Genomic DNA, 17711 nt, shown 5'->3' with positions numbered 1-17711 from the left:
TTATAAAAACAGAGGAGACAACATGCATTATCCAAACACACGACAAAAACTGATGACCCTGGCCGTGGCCGGCGCATTCGTGGCCACCGCCCTGCCGGCGCTGGCGCAAACCCCGGCGGCGGTGCAAGCGGCGCCGGTCGACATGGCCGGCGAGGCGCCGGTGGTGCAAAGCGTGGTGGTGACGGGCCTGCGCCAGGCGCTGATCTCGTCGATGAACCTGAAGCGCAATTCCGACGGCGTGGTCGACGGCATCGTCGCCGAGGACATCGGCAAGTTCCCCGACACCAACCTGGCCGAGTCGCTGCAGCGCATCTCCGGCGTGTCGATCGACCGCTCGATCGGCGAGGGCTCGAAGATCACCGTGCGCGGCGTCGGCCCCGACTTCAACATGGTGCTGCTCAACGGGCGCCAGATGCCGACCTCCAACCTTGGCGACCTCAACGGGCGCGCCTTCGACTTCGCCAACCTGGCGTCGGAAGCCATCTCGCAGCTGCAAGTGTATAAAACCAGCCGCGCCGACACCCCGACCGGCGGCATCGGCGCCACCGTCAACGTGATGACGGCGCGCCCGTTCGACCGGCCCGGCCTGCACGCCAGCTTCGGCGTCAAGGGCGTCTACGACACCTCGAACGACAACCTGCCGGCCGACGTCAAGGCCAGCAACTCGACCACGCCCGAACTGTCCGGCATCTACAGCAACACCTTCGCCGACGGCAAGTTCGGCATCGCCCTCACCGGCAGCTATCAGGAACGCAACCTGGGCTACAACAGCGCCGCCGTCTCCAGCGGCTGGCACGGCCCGGTGCGCGGCGACGAGAACAGCTGGGGTTCTATCCCGCAACCGGGCGCCGCCGGTTCGGAAAACATCACCAACCGTCCCGGCCCCAACGACGTCTACATGGTGCCGCAGAACCTGAACTACAACTTCAACGGCGTCAAGCGCCAGCGTACCAACGGCCAGTTGACCCTGCAGTTCAAGCCGGTCAAGGAACTGGTCACGACCCTGGACTACACCTACTCGGAAAACAAGATACAGACCAAGCGCAACGACATCAGCGCCTGGTTCAACTTCGGCCCGTCGGCCAGTTCCTGGACCAAGGGTCCGGTATCGAGCCCGCTGAGCTACACCGAAATCATCCCGCGCAACGCCAACGATCCGACCATCGGCACCTCGGACGTGGCCATGGGCGGCGCCGACTTCGCCACCAAAACGCAAAACAAGTCGCTCGGCTTCAACGCCGTCTGGAAGCCGACCAACGACCTGCGCCTTGAACTGGACGCGCACCGCTCGACGGCCACCTCCGGCGCCGACAGCCCGTTCGGCTCGAGCAACACGCTCGGCACGGCCAGCTTCAGCCGTGGCACCACCACGGCCAACTTCAGCCAGGACTTCCCGGTGCTGAGCATGGACGGCGTGGACTTCACCAAGGCCGGCCAGCAAGTGACCGGCTCGAACTTCACCAATTCGTACATGCGCGGCGAAGTCGAGCAGGCGCAGGTCAAGGGCGCGTTGAAAGTGTTCGAAGCGTCCGAACTGAAATTCGGCGCCGGCAGCACCAAGGTCGACAACCGCTCGGCCTTCTCCAACAACCAGCGCGACACCTGGGGCGGCGCCACCAAGGCGGCCGACTATCCAAGCAACGTCTGGCACAAGGACACCATTCGCCAGTACTTCGACAAGATCGACGGCAGCGACAACCCGGCGCTGTTCAACCAGTTCTACACCTTCAACTTCGACCAGGTGCGCAAGCTGGCGGCCAGCGCCTCCGGCCTGCCGGCGCTGTACCTGCCGAAGACCACCTTCGACAACGACTCGCGCGTCGAGGAAAAATCGAAGTCGGCCTACATCCAGTTCAACACGGATTGGGACACGGCGTTGCCGATCCGCACCGCGCTCGGCGTGCGCTACGAGAAGACCGACGTGGTCTCGACCGCGCTGGTGCCGGCCGCCACCAGCATCAGCTGGGTGTCGCAGAACGAGTTGCCGGTCGCCTTCGGCGCGCCGACCTTCACCACACTGACCGGCAAGTACCACAACATCCTGCCGAGCCTGGATTCCGACATCGAACTGACGCCGACCCAGAAGCTGCGCCTGAGCTACGGCCAAAGCATCGGCCGGCCGCGCTACGACCAGATCCAGGGCGGCACCACCCTCAACTCGCTGGCGCGGGTCGACGGCGGCAGCGGCAACCAGGGCAATCCGGCCCTGAAACCGGTCAAGTCGAAGAACCTGGACCTGTCCTACGAATGGTATTACGGCCAGCAGAACTTCTTCTCGCTGGGCTACTTCCGCAAGGACCTGACCAACTACGCCGGCCAGTCGACCTTCAACGCCACCCCGTTCAACCTGCACACGCCGGTCGGCGGCGCCTTGTGGAACGAGGCGCTTGCCAACGGCTGCACCACGGCCGACACCACCTGTATCCGCAACTACATCTTCCGCACCCACCCGACGGCGCCGGGCGTGACGCGCGGACCGGACGACAACGGCACCGGCAACGCCACCGGCACCATCGTCGGCCAGCCGAGCGATCCGATCGCCAACTTCAAGATCAACTCCTTCGCCAACCAGAAGAAGGCCAGCCTGGACGGCATCGAGGTGAACCTGCAGCACATGTTCGGCAGCAGCGGCTTCGGCATCTCGACCAATTACACGTATGTGAACTCGGGCCTGAAGTACGACAACGCCAGGCTGGGCGAGCAGTTCGCGCTGGTGGGGCTGAGCAACTCGTCCAACGTCGTCGGCATCTTCGAAAACGACAAGTGGACCGCGCGCCTGGCCTACAACTGGCGCGGCGAGTTCCTGTCGTCGACCTTTGATGCCTACGGCCCGAACCCGCAATACACCGAGGCCTACGGCCAGATCGACCTGAGCATTGGCTGGAACTACAACAAAAACATCAGCCTGCAATTCGAGGTGATCAACGCCGGCAACTCGATCCAGCGGGTGCACGGGCGCACCAAACAGGCGGTGGAATCGGTCACCCAGGCCGGGCCGCGCTACATGCTGGGGGCGCGCTACAAGTTCTGATGTAGTGTAATTACAACCCCCGAAGGACAAGGCCGCTGCCCGACAGCGGCCTTGTCGGTTATACTTTCCGCAATAATCTGGGACATCGAATGGCCAATGAGCTGATCCGACGGATAGTGATAGTGGGTGGCGGATCGGCCGGTTGGCTCACCGCCGGCCTGATCGCGGCCGAACACCGCGCAACCTCGCCCGAGGGACTGCAGGTCACGCTGATCGAATCGCCCGATGTCGCCCCGATCGGCGTCGGCGAAGGCACCTGGCCGAGCATGCGCGACACCTTGCGCCGCATCGGCGTGTCCGAATCCGACTTTTTCCGCGAATGCGACGCCTCGTTCAAGCAGGGCTCGCGCTTCAACCGCTGGTGCACCGGCGCCGACAACGACTATTACTTCCACCCGTTCGTGTTGCCGCAAGGTTACGGCGAGGCGAACATGCCGGAGCACTGGCTGGCGCAGCATCCGGGCGTGCCGTTCGCCGACCTGGTCAGCTACCAGCCGCACCTGTGCGCGCGCGGCAAGGCGCCCAAGCAGGCCGCCACGCCGGAATTTGCCGCCGTCGCCAACTACGGCTACCATCTGGACGCCGGCAAGTTCGGCCTGTTCCTGCGCAAGCATTGCCTGGAGAACCTGGGCGTGCGCTACGTGCCGGACCATGTCACAGGCATCCACTCCGCCGCCAACGGCGACATCGCCTCGCTGCAAACGCAGCGCCACGGCGCGCTCGAAGGCGATCTGTTCATCGACTGCACCGGCATGCAATCGCTGCTGCTGGGCAAGCACTATGACATCGACTTCATTTCGCAAAAGCACGTGCTGTACAACGACTCGGCGCTGGCGGTGCAAATCCCCTACCCCGATGACAACTATCCGATCGCCTCGCAAACCTCGTCGACGGCGCAAAGCGCCGGCTGGATCTGGGACATCGGCCTGCCGACGCGGCGCGGCGTCGGCCACGTCTACTCCGGCGCGCACATCGGCGACGACCAGGCCGAGGCGGAATTGCGCGCCTATATCGTCGCGACCGGCGGACCGGCGGACATCCCGACGCCGCGCAAGCTGACCTTCGAGCCCGGCTACCGCGCCAAATTCTGGCATCGCAACTGCGTCGCCATCGGCCTGTCGGCCGGCTTCATCGAGCCGCTGGAAGCGTCGGCCCTGGCGCTGGTGGAAATGTCGGCCGCCATGGTCAGCGACGACATGCCGGCCACGCGCGCGGCGATGGACATCGTCGCCAAACGCTTCAACGAGCACTTCACCTACCGCTGGGAGCGGGTGATCGACTTCCTCAAGCTGCACTACGTGCTGAGCAAGCGCCGCGACAGCGCCTACTGGCGCGACAACACCTCAGCAGAAGGCGTGCCGGAGCGGCTGGGCGAGCTGTTGACCTTGTGGCGCCACCGCGCGCCCTCGCGCAGCGACTTCCACCGCATCGAAGAAGTGTTCCCGTCGGCCAGCTATCAGTACATCCTGTACGGCATGGGCCGCACCACCGAATTCACCAAGCAGCATCCGCACGAAGCGGCGATGGCCGACGGCTATTTCCGCGAAGCGGCCAACCTGACACAGAAGATGCTGGACGCACTTCCCACCAACCGCGAGCTGATAGAGCACATCAAACGCCACGGACTTCGCACATAATTATCATTCGAGACAAGTCATGCCAAAACCAGTATTACTCAACAACGTCGAACACAAGAACCTGCGCGTGATCACCCGTCGCGGCGCGCGCTTCGGCGACGCCCAGATGGCAGCGCCCACCTTCCCCGCCGAATTCCGCAACATCCAGGCGTGCTACCCGATCGTGTTCCGCCAGACCACCGACGGCGTGGGCTTCGAGCCGATCGCGCTGCTCGGCTTCCAGGAGGGCGAGAACCTGTTCCTGCAGGGCGAGCGCTGGGACGCGGTCTACATCCCGATGCTGGTCGAGCGCCAGCCCTTCCTGATCGGCATGGGCGGCCCCGATGGCCAGGACATGACGATCCACATCGATATCGAGAACCCGCGCGTCAGCGACAGCGAAGGCGAGGAAGTCTTCAAGCCGCACGGCGGCACCACCGATTACCTGGAGCGCGTCAACTCGCTGCTGGCGGCGATCCACAACGGCATGCAGGACATGCCGCTGTTCCTGGCCACCTTGGTGGAGCACGAGCTGCTGGAGAGCTTCGTGCTCGACGTGGGCCTGGACGACGGCTCGCAAAACCGCCTGGCCGGCTTCTACACGATCAACGAGGACCGGCTGGCAGGCTTGAGCGGCGACGTCATCGCCAAGCTGCACGCGGGCGGCCACCTGCATCCGATCTACATGGTGCTCGCGTCGCTGTCGAACTTCCGCGCGCTGATCGACCGCAAGAACGCGCTCCATGCCTAAAGCGATACGCGAAATCGCCGGCGTCGGCCCGAACGGGCTGACCGACGACATCCTGACCGCCACCCAGCCCATCGTGCTGCGCGGCGTGGCCGCCGGCTGGCCGATGGTGCGGGCGGCGCGCGAATCGCACGAACTGGGCGACGCCTACTTGCGCCGCTTCTACGGCGACGCCGCCAGCGGCGCCACGGTCGGCGCCATGCTGGGACCACCGGAGGCCGAGGGCCGCTTCTTCTACAACGAAGACATGAGCGGCTTCAATTTCTATCCGGTGCACGCCAAGCTGACCGGCGTGCTCGATGAAATCCGCGTCAAGCGCGACATGGAGAAGCCGCCGACCGTGTACGTGGGCTCGACCAGCGTCGAAACCTGCCTGCCCGGCTTCCGCGACCACAACGACCTCGATCTGGGCGGCCGCGACGCCTTGATGAGCATCTGGATCGGCAACCGCACCCGCATCGCCGCCCACTACGACGTGCCGGACAACCTGGCGGTGGTGGCGGCCGGCCACCGGCGCTTCATGCTGTTCCCGCCGGAGCAGCTGAAGAACCTGTATATCGGCCCGCTCGACTTCACGCCGGCCGGCCAGGCCATCAGCCTGGTGGACATGCTGAACCCGGACTTCGTCAAATACCCGCGCTACGCGGAGGCGCTGGAACATGCGCAAAGCGCGGTGCTCGGGCCGGGCGACGCCCTGTTCATCCCGAGCATGTGGTGGCACCACATCGAAGCGCTCGACGCCTTCAATGTGCTGGTCAACTACTGGTGGCAGCGCACGCCGGAATTCATGGACACGCCGACCAACGCCCTGATGACGGCCTTCCTGACGATGCGCGGGCTGCCGCCGGAACAACGCAAGGCGTGGCAGGAAGTGTTTCGCCACTACATATTCGAAGCCGACGAAGAAACGGCGCAACATATACCCGAAGCGGCCCGCCACGTGCTAGCGCCACTGACGGCCGACGGCGCGCGCGCGTTGCGCGCCCAAATACTAAAAAAGCTGAACCGCTAAGGAGACCGGCAAATGCAAGACCAAAACAAAGAGTCGAACAAACGACAAGCGGTGCGCCGCGTTGTCATCTGCGGCGGCGGCACCGCCGGCTGGATGGTCGCCGCAGGCATCGCCAAGGTGCTGGGCAAGCGCCTCGACATCAAACTGATCGAGTCCGACGAAATCGGCACGGTCGGCGTGGGCGAAGCGACCATCCCGACCCTGATGAACTTCCACAATCTGCTGGAGATCAACGAGCAGGAATTCATGGCCGAGACCCAGGCCACCTTCAAGCTGGGCATCTCCTTCGAGGAATGGCGCAACGTCAAGGAGAACTACATCCACTCCTTCGGCTTCACCGGCGTCGATCACTGGACGGCCGGCTTCCAGCACTTCTGGCACAAGGGCGTCGAACGCGGGCTGGCCAGCGACTACGGCGACTACTGCCTGGAGCTCAAAGCGTCGCTGGAGCACCGCTTCGCGCACCTGCCCAACAACGGCATGAACTACGCCTACCACCTGGACGCGAGCCGCTACGCCAAATACCTGCGCCGCCTGAGCGAACCGCGCGGCGTGCAGCGGATCGAGGGCAAGATCGTCCGCTACACCAAACATGAGGAAGGCGAAAGGCGCGGCGACGTGCGCTCGATCGTGCTTGAATCGGGTCAGGAGATCGAAGGCGACTTGTTCATCGACTGCACCGGCTTCCGCGGGCTGCTGATCGGCGACGCGATGGAAGAACCGATGGAGGACTGGTCGCAATGGCTGTTCTGCGACCGCGCGATCGCCGTGCAAACCGAATCGGTGGACGACGCCATTCCACTGACGCGCTCCATGGCGCACCAGGCGGGCTGGCAATGGCGCATCCCGCTGCAGCACCGCGTCGGCAACGGCATCGTCTACTCGAGCCGCTACCTGGACGACGACACGGCGCGCAAGCAACTGCTGGCCAATGTCGAAGGCCGCACCCTGATCGAACCGCGCGTGATCAAGTTCAAGCCGTGCCAGCGCAAGCAAACCTGGAAGGGCAACGTCGTCGCCATCGGTCTGTCGAGCGGCTTCCTCGAACCGATCGAATCGACCAGCATCCACCTGATCCAGCGCAGCGTGGTGCGGTTGATGCAGATGTTCCCCTCGGACGGCGTGCGCCAGACCGACATCGAGGAATACAACGCCCAGTGCAACCACGAGATCGAGCACATACGCGACTTCATCATCCTGCACTACCACGTCAACAACCGCACCGACTCGCAGTTCTGGATCGACTGCCGCGAGATGAGCATCCCGGACTCGCTCAAGCACCGCATCGATCTTTTCCGCGAAACGGGCCGCGTGTTCCGCGTCCCGAACGAACTGTTCGCCGAAAACTCGTGGATCCAGGTGATGCTCGGCCAAGGCATCATGCCACGCTCGCACCACCAAACGGCCGACCTGATGGGCGACGAAGAGCTCCGGCAATTCCTCGGCAACATCAAATCCAACGTCGACCGCACGGTGGTTCAGCTGCCGACGCACCAGGCCTACGTCCAACGCTACTGCGGCCGCGCCGAATCGGTCAAAGCCGCCTAAAGCAACTCCGGGGTCAGGTCCACTATTTCTACACGATCCCGGCTGTAGCACCGTCGACGGCTGTGCTTGTGTAGAATTGGAGGACCTGACCCCGGATTAAAAATTACCGAGCCGTAATCTGGATGGCGACGGGAAACTGTCCTGGCGGCAGCATCTTCAGTTATAGTCTTCATGTGGCCCCAAGCCCAACCATTCGCATTTGACCGCAGAGGAAACCATGATGAAAAAACTGTTCGTTGCCAGCCTGATCCTGTCCCTGAGCGGCGCCGTGTTCGCCGCCGAGCCGACAGCCCAGCAAAGCAAGATGAAAACCTGTAACGCCGATGCGACGGGAAAAAAAGGCGATGAGCGTAAGGCCTTTATGAAGGAATGCCTGAGCGCGAAGCCGGCGGCGCCGGAAGCGAAAGTGACCCAGCAAGACAAGATGAAAAAATGTAATGCCGACGCCACCGGGAAAAAAGGCGACGACCGCAAGGCATTCATGAAAACATGTCTCAGTAACAAGGCTTAACAGCGCGGTCGAACGCCATCCCCACCGGGTGGCGTTTTTTTTTGCGGCAGACTCTTTCCTGTCTGGCATAAAAATTGCAGTGGAAATACTTTTTTTGTGTCGAATCGAGGATATGAAAACGCCACTCGCCGCCAACTCCGACACTTTTTTGCCTTATATGCCGGACGTCGCGCGCTGCGAATTGTCGCTGCGCGAACTGAATCAAATGTGGCAGCTCATCGAGTCGTCGGCCAAGATGAATTGCCCGGCCGAGGCGCGCCTGCTGCTGCCGGCGATGGTGGCCACGCGCACCGGTTTCGCGCAGCTGGAACGGGCGCTGATCGCCAATCTGGTGCAGGAAAAGGTGCGCCACGTGCTGGCCGACCTGGGCACCCAGGCGCGCTACGCGATCGATATCCTGGTCCGCAACCTGTTCGAACGCACCGCCGATGTCGGATTCCTGGCCACCGACGTCGATCTGTGCCGCTTTGTCGCGGCGATCGATGGCGATGAAGGTGACGAAAATGCGGGCGACGGCGGCATCCAAGCGGCCCGCCAGCGCCTGTCCGACTACCGCGACAAATACACCGTCTACGACGAGATCCTGCTGCTGGACCTGGACGGGCGCGTGCTGGTGCAGGCCGATACCGCCACGCCGGTATCGCACAGCCGCGATCCGCTGCTGGCCGAAACGCTGGCCGCTTCCGGCTATGTGGAGACCTTCCGCGCCACCGACCTGCGGCCCGGTAAACCGCGCGCGCTGGTCTATTCGCACCGCATGCTGCACCCTGACAGCGGCGAGCCGGCCGGTGTGCTATGCCTTTGCTTCAATTTCGAGCAGGAGATGGATGCCATCTTCGCGTCCTACCGCGACCCGTCGCAGCGCGCCAACATGCTGCTGCTCGATGCGCAGGACCGCGTCATCAGCAGCGCCGATCCGCTGTGGATACCGGCCGGCGTCAAGGTGCCGACCAATGTCGACGGCGCGCCGCAGCTGCTGATGTTCGGCGGCCGCGAATACCTGGTGCGCACCTTCCGCTCCGACGGCTATCAGGGCTATCCCGGCCCGCCGGGCTGGAAGGGGCAGTTGATGATGCCCGTCGATCTGGCCTTCCGAAACGCCGGCGCCGATGCGCTGGGCGGCGTCGATCCGCGGTTGATCGAGGGCCTGCTGTCGCACGCGCAGGCCTTCAGCCCCACCCTGCACGAGTTAATGAGCGCGGTGACGCGCACCACCCGCACCATCGAACGCATCGTCTGGAACGGCAAGGTCACCAGCGCCGCCAACGACCAGGTGGACGACCAAGGCCACGGACATCACAACGGCAATGTCAACAAGCTCAATACCGTGCTCGATCAGATCACCGAGACCGGTGGCCGCAGCGATGCGATTTTTTCGCGTTCGATCCAGGACCTGTACCAGACCGTGCTCACCGCCAGCATCAGCGAGGCCGAACTGACCTCGCGGCTGCTGGTCGATATGCTGGACCGCAATCTGTACGAACGCGCCAACGATTGCCGCTGGTGGGCGTTGACGGCGCAGCTGCGGCGCGGCCTGGCCTATCCTTCCGCCGACCAAGCGACCGCGATGAGCGAGGTCCTCGCCTACATCAACAGCCTGTACACCGTCTACGCGCGCCTGTTCGTCTACGACCGCACCGGCCGCATCGTCGCCAGCACCGGCGAAAGCGATGAAGAACCGACCAGCATCGGCACCCATATCGATGGCGCCACGCTGGGCCGCGTTTGCGCGCTGCGCGGCGAACTGGATCACTATCCCGAGCCGTTCATGCCATCGGCCTTGTACGGCGGCGAGCCGACTTTCATTTATCACGCCGCGATCCGTCATCCGGAACAAACCTCCACGGTGGTGGGCGGCATCGGCATCGTGTTCGATTCGCGTCCGGAGCTGCTCAACATGCTGCACAGCGGCGTGGCCGGACGCCCGAACATGCACGCCTTCTTCATCACGCCGGAACGCCGCATCCTGTCGTCCACCGACCCGGCTTGCGCGCCCGGCGATACCCTGGCGCTGGACGCCGGCCTGTTGGCGGCGGCCTGTAACGGCGAAGGCGACGGCGCCAGCGTCGCGCGCATCATGCTGCATGGCGGCCAATATGTGATCGCGGCGTGCACGCGCGCCTCGGGATATCGCGAGTTCCGTGCCGGCGCCAACGCGGACATTGAGCAACCGGTGCTATCGGTGCTGATCGAATCGTTCGGCCCGGAGCGCGACAAATCGGCGATGCCGGTGCCGTCGGCGCAGATCGAGCGCCGCAGCGACACCGGCCCGGATTTCGCCATCTTCTACGCCGGCCGCACCCTGATGGCGCTGAAGGCGGCGCGGATACAGGAGGCCGTGCCCTTCGCCAAGGTGAATAAGGCGGCCGGCAACAACCCGGCGCGCCTCGGCATGCTGGACGTGCCGCTGGCCGGCGGTAAAAAACATTTTGTGTGGGTGTTCGACCTGGCGCTGCTGGCGACCGGCAAAGCCGGTGTCGTGACCGACAACAGCCAGGTGATGCTGGTGCACCTGGGCGACAGCACCGTCGGCCTGCTGGTTGACGATCTGCATTCGGTGCAGCAGTTCGACGCCAGCGACATGACCGAATCGCCCCTGGGGTCTGGCGAGTCGACCCTGGCGCCACGCCTGATCAAGGCCAACCAGGGCAGTCTGCTGATACAGGAACTCGATATCGAGCGCCTGTTCGCGCGCCTGCGCACCTGACGGCGGCAGGCCGCGCGCGATTCTTCGCCTTCTTAAGCGGCCATCTTTCCGGCCGGGGTTTCCGCATCCTGCAGGCGCTGGCGGCGGTACAGGATCAGCGTGGCGCACAGGCCGCAGGCGGCGGCGAAGGTCATCCACCAACCCGGCGCGCTCTTGTCGCCCGTGTATTCGATCAGGCCCGTGGCGATCGCCGGCGTGAAGCCGCCGAACACCGCCGTCGCCAGGCTGTAGGCCAGCGAGAAGCCGACCGTGCGCACTTCCACCGGCATCACTTCGGTCAGCGCCACCACCATCGCGCCGTTGTAGCTGGCGTACAGGAAGGACAGCCACAGTTCCACTTCCAGCATGTGGGCGAAGCTGGGGGAATTGACCAGCCAGTGCAGCGCCGGATACGCGGTCAGGATCGCCAGCGCCGAAAAGCACAGCAACAGCGGACGGCGGCCGACGCGGTCCGACAAGGCGCCCATCACCGGCAGCCAAATGAAGTTGGACACACCGACGCACAGGGTGACGATCAGCGCCGCGCTGGTGGTCAGGTGCAGCACGCTCTTGCCAAAGGTCGGCGTATAAACGGTGATCAGGTAGAACGACACGGTGGTCATCGCCACCAGCATCATGCCGGAGATGACCAGCGCCCAGTTGTTCAGCATCGAGCGGAAAATCTCCTTGACCTCGGGGCGGTGCTTGCGCGCCTTGAACTCCTCGGTTTCCTGCAGCGAGCGGCGGATCACGAACAGCACCGGCACGATCATGCAGCCGACGAAGAACGGAATGCGCCAGCCCCACTCGCCCACCTGCGCCGGCGTGAGCCACTTGTTCAAGCCGAAGCCCAGCGCGGCGGCGGCCACCACGGCGACCTGCTGGCTGGCCGACTGCCAGCTGACATAAAAGCCCTTGCGGCCCGGCGTCGCCATTTCGGCCAGGTAGACCGACACGCCGCCCAGTTCCACGCCGGCCGAGAAGCCTTGCAGCAGGCGACCGGTGAGCACCAGCAGCGGCGCCGCGTAACCGATGGTGGCGTAGCCCGGCACGCAGGCGATCAGCAAGGTGCCCATGGCCATCAGCGCCAAGGTGACGATCAACCCCTTGCGGCGGCCGACGCGGTCGACATAGGCGCCGAGGAAGATGGCGCCCAGTGGCCGCATCAGGAAGCCGGCGCCGAAGGTCATGAAGGTCATCATCAGCGACGCCAGCTCGTCGCCCGCCGGGAAGAAGGCGTTGGCGATGGCGGTGGCGTAGAACCCGAACAGGAAGAAGTCGAACATCTCCATGAAATTTCCGCTGACGACGCGGAAAACGGTGCCGGGGCGGGATTGCGCGTTTTTTTGTAAGGCGGTGGATGTCATGGGGTCCTCGGTGCGGTACGGTTTGTTCGGGATCATACGCGCTTTGGACCTGACTTGCTCGACGCTAGCGAGCTTGGGCCGGACGGCGCCGCGCGGCCAAATGTAGCCGCAGCGCAACACATCGCCACTTTTTTGCAGTTCGTCGCAAAGTTGTCGGCCCCGGCGGCCAAGTTCAGTAAAATCAACGTTATCAAAATAAGTAATCATTGAACAAACCATCAAGGATTCACCATGCGCCGCACCGCTTCCGCCGTCCTGACCACTGCCCTTGTCGCCGCCCTGGGCGCCACCCTGTACGCCGTGGGCGCCCCGGCGCTGGCGGCCGAATCGGTGCGCGTGCTGCCGCCGTTCATCGCCGTCAACGCCAAGGGCGCGTTCGCGATGACGGTCGAAGCGGGCAAGACGCAGTCGGTGGTGGTGCGCGGCGACGACAAGTTCATCGCCGAACTCAAAACCACGGTGGTCGACAATGAACTGCAGATCACCATGTCCGACAAGACTTACGACGGCGGCAAGGGCGCGCCGCGCATCACCATCACCGTGCCGACCCTGAGCCGGGTGAAGGTGGAAGGCGCCGGCGAAACCGTCATCAGCCACGTCAACACCGACCGCCTCGACATCGGCTACCTGGGCGCCGGCCTGCTGTCGGCCAGCGGCAAAGTCAAGTACCTGCGCCTGAACGCCAAGGGCGTCGGCCAGGTCGACACCAAGGCGCTGCACGCCGAGCGGGTCGACGTCAACTTCGAAGGCGTGGGCAGCGTCAGCGTCTACGCCAGCGATTTGCTCAACGCCGTGGCCAAGGGCATGGGCTCCCTGGATTATTTCGGCAAGCCGAAAACGGTCAACAAATCGGTGTCGGGCATCGGCAGCGTCAACGCCAGGGACTGAAACGGGGCCGCCGGCCCGGTGACACGCGTTGCGATTGCGGGTACCATCAGGATCACCATAGACCAATAACAATCGATCCATTGCACCGGGGAGACCGCTAACGTGGCTGCGCCGAACGACATCGCGCACTGGCGCGCGCGGATTTTCGCCAGGCTGCTGCTGATCGTCTTCCTGCTTGGACTGGCCACGGCCGTTCCCAGCATGCTGCTGGCCGTCAGCGAGGGCATGTGGTCCATCGTCGTCGTCGACGTCATCGCGCTGTCGTGGATCGGCGCCATCCTGCTGCTGCGCCGAGTCGCCTACACCGTCCGCGTGTTCAACTTCCTGGCAGTCGCCTTCGTGGTCGGCGTCGGCCTGCTGCTCAAGATCGGACCGGTCAGCCAGATCTATTTGTTGGCCATCCCGGTGCTCGCCGCGCTGCTGCTCGGACTGCGCCCGGCGCTGTGGATGCTGCTGCTGGCCGGACTGGCGGTGATGGTGCTCGGTTTCGAGGAAAACGCCAAGCTGCAGATCGAGGGCATGCCGGACCACGCCTTCCTCAAGTCGGCCATCATCTCGATCAATTTCATGTTCATCACGGCGGTGCTGACGTTGTCGTGCGCGGTGCTGCTGCAGCAGCTGGCGCGTTCGTTCGACGAGCTGCGCGACGGCGCCGATTCGCTGGAGCGGCTGGCGTTCTTCGACGTGCTCACCGGCCTGCCCAACCGCCGCCTGCTGATGGACCGCATCGACACGCTGCTGGCCAGCTCCGCGCGCAGCGCCACCTTCAGCGCGGTGATGTTCGTCGATCTCGATCGCTTCAAAACCATCAACGACGCGCGCGGCCACGCGATCGGCGACGCGCTGCTGTGCAAGGCGGCCGGTCGCTTGAGCCAGCTGGTGCGCAAGGCCGACACCGTGGCGCGCATCGGCGGCGACGAGTTCGTGGTGGTGCTGGCGCACCTGGCCGACGATCTGGAGAGCGCCACCCACGCCGCGCGCGCGGTGGCCGAAAAGGTCCGCGTCACCATCGGCCAGGAGTTCGAGATCGACGGCCAGCTGTACACCTCGACCGCCAGCATCGGCGTGACGATGCTGCCCAAGCCAGGCCAGGGGCGGCAGGAGGAACAAAGCGCGCACGACCTGCTGCGCGAGGCCGATACGGCGATGTACCGCGCCAAGGCCGAGGGCCGCAACGGCATCGCCTTCTTCGAGATGGCGATGCAGACGGCGGTCGAACAGCGCCTGTCGATGGAGCGCGACCTGGCCACCGCGCTGGCCAAGGGCGAACTGCAAATGCACGTGCAGCCGCAGGTCGACCGCGACGGCCGCGCCATCGGCGGCGAGCTGCTGATGCGCTGGCCGCTGGCCGACGGCGCGATGGTGCCGCCGTCCGTCTTCATCCCGGTGGCCGAGGAGTCGGGACTGATCCTGGCGCTGGGCGCGTGGGCGCTGCGCCAGGCCTGCGAAGCGGTGCTGCTGCTCGAGCGCGCCGGCCTGGCGATGCCGCTGTCGGTCAACGTCAGTCCCAGCCAGTTCCGCCAGCCCGATTTCGTCGCGCTGGTGCAGCGCACCCTGGCCGACACCGGCGCGCCCGCCGGCCGGCTGATACTGGAGGTGACGGAGGGCCTGCTGATCGACAAACTGGATGAGACCATCGCGCGCATGCATCAACTGGCGGCGCTGGGGCTGCGCTTTTCAATCGACGATTTCGGCACCGGTTACTCCAGCCTGGCGTACCTGAAAAAAATGCCGCTGTATGAGCTCAAGATAGACCGCAGCTTCATCATCGACGCGCCTGACGACGGCAGCAGCGCGGCGCTGGTGCAGTCGATCCTGGCGATGGCCGGCCATCTGGGGCTGCACGTGGTGGCCGAGGGCGTGGAGACGCGGGCGCAGGCCGATTTCCTGATCGGCCACGATTGCCCGTGTTTGCAGGGTTACCTGTACGGGCGGCCGATGCCGCTGGCGCAGATGATCGGGCAGCTTACTGCAGCACGCTCACCCGCTTGCCGCTGACGCTGCGCTGGGCCGGGTTGCCATACACGGTGACCCTGCCGGAGCCGTTGGCGTCGGCCACCAGCGATTGGCTGACGGCGGCCGAGATGCTGCCCGAACCGTGCGTGCTCAGTTCCGCGCTCTGGCTGGCCAGGCCGGCCAGGTCGGCGCTGCCGGAGCCGTACAGGCGCACGATCATGCTGCGCACGTTGCCGCTGGCGTTGACGCCGCCGGAGCCGTGCAAGTCCAGATTCAAGGTCTCGCCCTGCAGGTTGCCCAGGTTGAGCCGCCCGGAGCCATTCAGGCTGGCCAGGGTGGAGCCGCTTTGCAGGCCGTTCGCATCGACACTGCCGGAACCGTTCAGACGCGCCTCCAGCCGGCTGACATTGCCGGCCAGTTGCACCGCGCGCGAACCGTTCTGGCTCAGGTTCAGGGTGCCGCCATTCAGGCCGGTGACCGACAGGCGCCCGGAGCCGTTCGACTGGATGCGGCGCAGCTGCGGCGTGGTGTAGACCACCCGCAGCGGGTTGGAAGCGCGCACGCTGCCCTCGACCCAGACGCGCAAGGTGCCGCCGCTGGCGTCGGTGCGCAGCAGCGGCAGCAGGTTGCCGTCGCCTTCGACCCGCAGCGAGGCCGCCTCGCCGACCCGCACCTCGACCTGCAAAGGGCCGTTGATGTCGATACCGTCGACATTGGCGGCGACGACCGCGTCGCGCCGTTCGACGGCGACCTGGCCGTTACCCTCGACCGCGTTGCCGCCGAAGGACGATTTGTACTGCATGCTGCCGTCCTCCGGGATGACGATGACGGCGCAGCCGGCGATGGTGGCCAGGGTGGAGAAGGCGGCGATGGTGGCAAAGGCGATGGCGGAGCGGCGCATGATCGGTTATCCGTGAAGTTATATAGTGTTGTCACTATAGCCAGCGGCGCCCCTCGCCGCCCGCGCCATGCGACAAACCGTCGAAAACGGGGAATGAAGCGCAAAACCGATGGTGCTACCATTGCGGCCATGGATACCAAACCCACCTCCCCTGCCGCCGATACCCTGTTAGCGCTGCGCGACCTGACCCGCGCCTTCGCCCAAGAGCGCGATTGGGAACAGTTCCACACCCCGAAAAACCTGGCGATGGCGCTGTCGGTCGAGGTGGCGGAGCTGGCCGAGCATTTCCAGTGGCTGCGCACCGGTGCCGACGACGAACTCGATGACGCCAAACGCGCCGGCATCCGCCACGAGCTGGCCGACGTGCTGCTCTACCTTGTACAGTTGGCCGACAAGACCGGCGTCGACCTGCGCGCGGCGGCGCTGGAGAAAATAGCGCTCAACGCGGCCAAGTACCCGGCCGACCGGGTACGCGGCGACGCCCGCAAGTCGACCGAATACTAAAGGATTTAACGCGGCGCCGCAGCCGGCCGCTGGCCGATGCCGAGCGCCTTGCGGATTTGGGCCGAGACGATGGACCACGACGGCGACGTCGCCGCCACCTCGTCGTAGTGGCTCCCTCCCGGCAGCAGGACCACCTCCGCCGCGTCGCCGGCGGCGCTGGCGCGGCGCGCGTAATCGTGTCCGGCCCGGATCGGCGACACGGTGTCGAATTCACCGTGGATCAGCACCGTGCGCACGCCGGAGGGCAACATCTCGGCCGGCGAGGTGTCGGCGAAGACGTCCGGCCGCTCGGCGCTTGGCGTGCCGGCCAGCTGCGCGGTGTCGCGCTCGCAGCTGGTCTTGATCAGGGCCGCCTCGTTGCGCAGGTCGGCCAGGCCGCCCAGGCTGATCACGGTGGGCACCGGCAGCGGATCGGCCACGTACAGGGGGCTGCTGCGCGGCAGGCGCGCGCGCGCGCCGGCCCATTGCGCCAGGTGGCCGCCGGCCGAATGCCCGACCAGCACGATGCGCGACAGGTCGAGCCGGTGGGCCGGCGCCAGCGCGCGCAGGCGGTCCATCGCGGTGGCGACGTCGAGGTACATGCCGGGATAGCCGCCGCCCTCCTCGTCGAAGCGGCGGTATTCGACGTTCCACACTGCCACGCCGTGGCGCAGCAGGTCGCCGGCGATGTTGCGCATCTGCGTGATGCCGCCGAATTCCTTGGTCCAGCAGCCGCCGTGGATGACCACCGCGACCGGGAACGGGCCGTCGCCGCCCGGCGCGAACAGTTCGGCGAACTGGGAAGGCGCGGCGCCGTAGGCCACGTGCAGGCTGGGGGCGGGACCGGTCAGGGCCAGGTAGTCCTGTAGAGTCATTGGCGCGGCGGCCGCGCCGCCCACGTGGCCTGCGATGGTGGCGGCCAGCAGGGTTCTGCCCATTGTTTTCAACATGCGACGCTCCGTGG

The 17711-nt window shown here is 65.2% G+C and carries 13 protein-coding genes; 10 read left to right on the top strand and 3 right to left on the bottom strand.

The annotated features are described in order from the left end of the window. The first annotated feature begins 22 nt into the window (after positions 1-22). From NHH73_04910 to NHH73_04880, 7 genes are all read left to right on the top strand, one after another. Positions 23-3031 (top strand): TonB-dependent receptor, encoded by a 3009-nt coding sequence (locus NHH73_04910; protein ID USX27649.1) that lies wholly within the window; start codon positions 23-25, stop codon positions 3029-3031. 122 nt (positions 3032-3153) lie between these two features. Next, the gene (locus NHH73_04905; protein USX27648.1) at positions 3154-4668 is read left to right on the top strand and encodes a tryptophan 7-halogenase; all 1515 of its coding nucleotides are present in this window, start codon (positions 3154-3156) and stop codon (positions 4666-4668) included. Positions 4669-4687: 19 nt separating this feature from the next. After that, positions 4688-5398, top strand: a complete 711-nt coding sequence (locus NHH73_04900; GenBank protein USX27647.1) for a SapC family protein — start codon at positions 4688-4690, stop codon at positions 5396-5398. Continuing rightward, on the top strand, positions 5391-6407 hold the full coding sequence (locus NHH73_04895) for a cupin-like domain-containing protein (GenBank protein ID USX27646.1): 1017 nt from the start codon (positions 5391-5393) through the stop codon (positions 6405-6407). Before NHH73_04900 ends, NHH73_04895 begins: the two co-directional genes overlap by 8 nt. Before the next feature lie 12 nt (positions 6408-6419). Then, on the top strand, positions 6420-7955 hold the full coding sequence (locus NHH73_04890; protein USX27645.1) for a tryptophan 7-halogenase: 1536 nt from the start codon (positions 6420-6422) through the stop codon (positions 7953-7955). A gap of 220 nt (positions 7956-8175) precedes the next feature. Continuing rightward, positions 8176-8466, top strand: a complete 291-nt coding sequence (locus NHH73_04885) for a PsiF family protein (protein ID USX27644.1) — start codon at positions 8176-8178, stop codon at positions 8464-8466. Positions 8467-8578: 112 nt separating this feature from the next. After that, a complete protein-coding gene (locus NHH73_04880; GenBank protein USX27643.1) occupies positions 8579-11173 on the top strand; it encodes a chemotaxis protein CheW in 2595 nt (864 codons plus the stop codon). Positions 11174-11205: 32 nt separating this feature from the next. Here NHH73_04880 and NHH73_04875 read toward each other — a convergent pair whose 3' ends face one another. Further along, a complete protein-coding gene (locus tag NHH73_04875; protein USX27642.1) occupies positions 11206-12519 on the bottom strand; it encodes an MFS transporter in 1314 nt (437 codons plus the stop codon). A 231-nt stretch (positions 12520-12750) separates the two neighbouring features. On the opposite strand from NHH73_04875, the gene NHH73_04870 reads away from it, so the two are divergent. Both NHH73_04870 and NHH73_04865 read left to right on the top strand, forming a co-directional pair. Continuing rightward, positions 12751-13407 carry a DUF2807 domain-containing protein gene (locus tag NHH73_04870; GenBank protein ID USX27641.1) on the top strand — a complete coding sequence of 219 codons (657 nt, stop codon included), beginning with the start codon at positions 12751-12753 and terminating at the stop codon, positions 13405-13407. Between the two features lie 102 nt (positions 13408-13509). Continuing rightward, a complete protein-coding gene (locus NHH73_04865; protein USX27640.1) occupies positions 13510-15405 on the top strand; it encodes an EAL domain-containing protein in 1896 nt (631 codons plus the stop codon). Here the strand turns inward: NHH73_04865 and NHH73_04860 are convergent. Further along, positions 15374-16264: a DUF2807 domain-containing protein gene (locus NHH73_04860; GenBank protein ID USX27639.1), complete on the bottom strand. Its 891-nt coding sequence runs from the start codon at positions 16262-16264 to the stop codon at positions 15374-15376. The two genes, NHH73_04865 and NHH73_04860, sit on opposite strands and share 32 nt — an antisense overlap. A gap of 129 nt (positions 16265-16393) precedes the next feature. Between NHH73_04860 and NHH73_04855 the strand changes: the two genes are divergently transcribed. Next, positions 16394-16768: a nucleotide pyrophosphohydrolase gene (locus NHH73_04855; GenBank protein USX27638.1), complete on the top strand. Its 375-nt coding sequence runs from the start codon at positions 16394-16396 to the stop codon at positions 16766-16768. Between the two features lie 5 nt (positions 16769-16773). Here NHH73_04855 and NHH73_04850 read toward each other — a convergent pair whose 3' ends face one another. Continuing rightward, positions 16774-17697, bottom strand: coding sequence for an alpha/beta hydrolase (locus tag NHH73_04850; protein USX27637.1), 924 nt, complete (start codon positions 17695-17697; stop codon positions 16774-16776). Between the last annotated feature and the right edge of the window lie 14 nt (positions 17698-17711).

Source organism: Oxalobacteraceae bacterium OTU3CINTB1, assembly GCA_024123955.1.
Lineage (GTDB): Bacteria > Pseudomonadota > Gammaproteobacteria > Burkholderiales > Burkholderiaceae_D > Rugamonas.
This window is presented reverse-complemented; position numbering and strand designations above follow the sequence as displayed.

Bases quoted from the DNA above. Each gene is read 5' to 3' on its own strand.
- NHH73_04880 (USX27643.1), top strand. From the start codon at position 8,579: ATGAAAACGCCACTCGCCGCCAACTCCGACACTTTTTTGCCTTATATG.
- NHH73_04910 (USX27649.1), top strand. From the start codon at position 23: ATGCATTATCCAAACACACGACAAAAACTGATGACCCTGGCCGTGGCC.
- NHH73_04895 (USX27646.1), top strand. From the start codon at position 5,391: ATGCCTAAAGCGATACGCGAAATCGCCGGCGTCGGCCCGAACGGGCTG.
- NHH73_04890 (USX27645.1), top strand. From the start codon at position 6,420: ATGCAAGACCAAAACAAAGAGTCGAACAAACGACAAGCGGTGCGCCGC.
- NHH73_04875 (USX27642.1), bottom strand. From the start codon at position 12,519: ATGACATCCACCGCCTTACAAAAAAACGCGCAATCCCGCCCCGGCACC.
- NHH73_04855 (USX27638.1), top strand. From the start codon at position 16,394: ATGGATACCAAACCCACCTCCCCTGCCGCCGATACCCTGTTAGCGCTG.
- NHH73_04850 (USX27637.1), bottom strand. From the start codon at position 17,697: ATGTTGAAAACAATGGGCAGAACCCTGCTGGCCGCCACCATCGCAGGC.
- NHH73_04860 (USX27639.1), bottom strand. From the start codon at position 16,264: ATGCGCCGCTCCGCCATCGCCTTTGCCACCATCGCCGCCTTCTCCACC.
- NHH73_04870 (USX27641.1), top strand. From the start codon at position 12,751: ATGCGCCGCACCGCTTCCGCCGTCCTGACCACTGCCCTTGTCGCCGCC.
- NHH73_04885 (USX27644.1), top strand. From the start codon at position 8,176: ATGAAAAAACTGTTCGTTGCCAGCCTGATCCTGTCCCTGAGCGGCGCC.
- NHH73_04900 (USX27647.1), top strand. From the start codon at position 4,688: ATGCCAAAACCAGTATTACTCAACAACGTCGAACACAAGAACCTGCGC.